Source organism: Microcoleus sp. Pol10D4 (assembly GCF_036701555.1).
GTDB lineage: Bacteria > Cyanobacteriota > Cyanobacteriia > Cyanobacteriales > Microcoleaceae > Microcoleus.
In genome coordinates this window covers 1-2,500 of the sequence record NZ_JAUBRA010000003.1, presented here as the reverse complement: position 1 = coordinate 2,500, position 2,500 = coordinate 1, and the positions used below count along the sequence as shown (strand labels likewise).

The window sequence follows — 2,500 nt, the reverse complement described above, 5'->3', positions numbered from 1 at the left end:
TACTTTTAAACAAAACCTCATCACGGGCTGGCAAGAAGAGTCAAAAGCTGGATAAAATTAAGAACATAGCCCTCAAACCTCTCTGACAGAATGAGAGCTTATTGTGTCTAATCTAATGTCTAAAGTAGTTTCAGGGCAAAGCTCCCTCCCTAATCCCTTTCCTTCGCTGCGCCCACCATTGACCCTATATAGCAATCCTAAATGATTTTCTATATCTAGAGCAATCCTAAATGATTTTCTCTGTGTAAGTATATTGACGTATTTTGGGGAAATCAAATTTATGTTCGTTAGCTGGGGGGGTGACAACCCGCCTGAAACCCATAGTTAGTAAGGATTGAGCCAACTTGTGGTAAAAAAAGATAGGCAGCATAATTGTTACACGCTTGCCTATCCCAAAAAATAATGATACCAACATTCTACCTCATTCATTTAAAAAAACAACTAAGTTCAGCTCAATTGAAACTGATTGAAATCTTGCTACCCTTGATACAATCAGAAAAACAAGTGAGATTAGAACGACTGGCACGGGTATTTCCTTACAGGGTAAGAGCATCTCAATCATGCTTGACAAAAGCACTTGAGAATTTGCATCATATAGTCATTGTTCATCGCGGCCCGTTTGATTTTTTGTCGCAGACTACGCTTGAGAGTTGTTTCCTGGTTGACCGCATTCAGCGCCAGCCGTCTTACCAGAGGGAAGTTCTGAGGACTGTTGAGAGAACGAATGCGGGATTTATCTTCATTAAAAGTCACATCTAAACTCCAATGAACTTGGTTTTCAATCCCCCAATGTTGACGAATAGCACGACCATTTAGCTGAGCATCTACTGGTAAAGAACTTAAGTAAAATTGTACCTCGTGAGTGATTTTGTTCCACAGATGACGCACTCTTAAGGGCGATAACAATAGTGTGCAATCCTGCCCATTGCTCTTGCTTGTAAAGTCCTCCTAATTGGGCAACTGATACCGACCAGACTTTTCGAGTTTCGACGCGATGATGACCCTTTTCGGTTCGCGAATCATAACTCATTTCAACTCCCATAAATTCCTGAATTTTTGCAGTTTCAAACCAAGATTTAACTTGATTGTAAAGAGTGGGATGATTGCTTTTTAGTGCCACGACATAATCGGCTTTTTTCTGACGAATCAGTCGGACTATTTCTGTTTGCGTCCCCATCGCATCAATGGTGATAATCGCTCCGGAAATGTCGATTAATTCTAGTAGTGCTGGAATAGCTGTAATTTCATTGGAGTGGTCTTCAACTTTTACTTGCCCGAGTACCAAACGCTGTTCGCTCGCCCAAGCTGTCACTAAATGTAAGTTTTTTAAACCTTTCTCTCGATCGTAAGAACCTCGCAAGCTTTTGCCATCTATCGGGATAATTTCTTGGAAAACTGAACCCATGATTTGTTGCAACCATTGCGATAACTTCTGCTCTAAAGCTTTCGGGTCCAGCCTTTCAAATACACGACGAAATGTATCATCGCTGGGGATGCCATTAGGTAACTCTAAAAATTCTTCTAACCATTGCTGCTTGCTCAAGCCATAATTTTCGATGTCTTCCCACCCGACAGCGCCGGCGATCGTAGCTAAGATGGTAATTACCAGAATGTCTTTGAGTAAGTGTTGTTTGGTTCGGTCTACTCTGGGGTCTGGTAGATCGTCAAAATAAGTTGATAAGCCCATTTGTAAGTCTTGCAGGTCGATGGGTCTTGGCCTGTCGATCGTCGGCGATGATTTGGGCTGATTCACAACACGAGCGAATCCTTTCTGCATTGTTTTTTCCTCACCCTTCGTGACTGATCTGAAGCAGTATTATAGGACGCATTTGACATCTTTAAGGCTGCGGGTCGATCGCCCGTGGTGGAGCGATCGCCCGTGGTGATTCGATCGCCCGTGGTGGAGCCATCGCTCCTGGTGATTCGATCGCCCGCTACGAGCATCACTTACACTGGAAAAGGGATCTCGTCACAAGACCTTTAATGGATTCTATTGAACCGCTATTGACTGGATACTCATTCATATCTTGCCCTTAAAGTCAAGTACAATTTATACCAAATTAGATGAGCTTACCCTGTATTTCCTTACCCAATTACAACGGAAAGTCGGCGTAGAAAACTACAAAGATTTCTGGATTTACCAAACTTAACTATCTCATTAATTTGGTTCCCCTTAATTACTTATTGGTTGACAACTTATTGCCCCATTGGTACTCGTTTATCAATTGCAATCGACCGCAGTCAATGGGGCAGCATTAATCTTTTTATGGTGAGCCTAATCTGGGAAAAAAGAGCAATTCCATTATACTGGTCACTGTTGCCCAAATTGGGAAACAGTAACTTCGAGTCACAAACAGGCAATTTACAGCAAGTTTTACCATTATTTTCCGAATATAAAGTCATCGTTTTAGGAGACCGTGAATGGGAGCATCCCGCTTTTTAACTAAGCATACCTACCCATTTTAATCTCATTATTTAAATATGCACATCTGAGTCTTAA

General features: G+C 41.8%; 1 protein-coding gene and 1 pseudogene. Both read right to left on the bottom strand.

Going from position 1 to position 2,500, the window contains the following annotated elements:
- Window positions 1-558: 558 nt before the first annotated feature.
- Window positions 559-1,777: pseudogene (locus QUA36_RS02440) on the bottom strand (ISAs1 family transposase).
- Window positions 1,750-1,947 carry a hypothetical protein gene (locus QUA36_RS02435; protein ID WP_333455352.1) on the bottom strand — a complete coding sequence of 66 codons (198 nt, stop codon included), beginning with the start codon at window positions 1,945-1,947 and terminating at the stop codon, window positions 1,750-1,752. Before QUA36_RS02435 ends, QUA36_RS02440 begins: the two are co-directional and overlap by 28 nt.
- Window positions 1,948-2,500 lie beyond the last annotated feature (553 nt).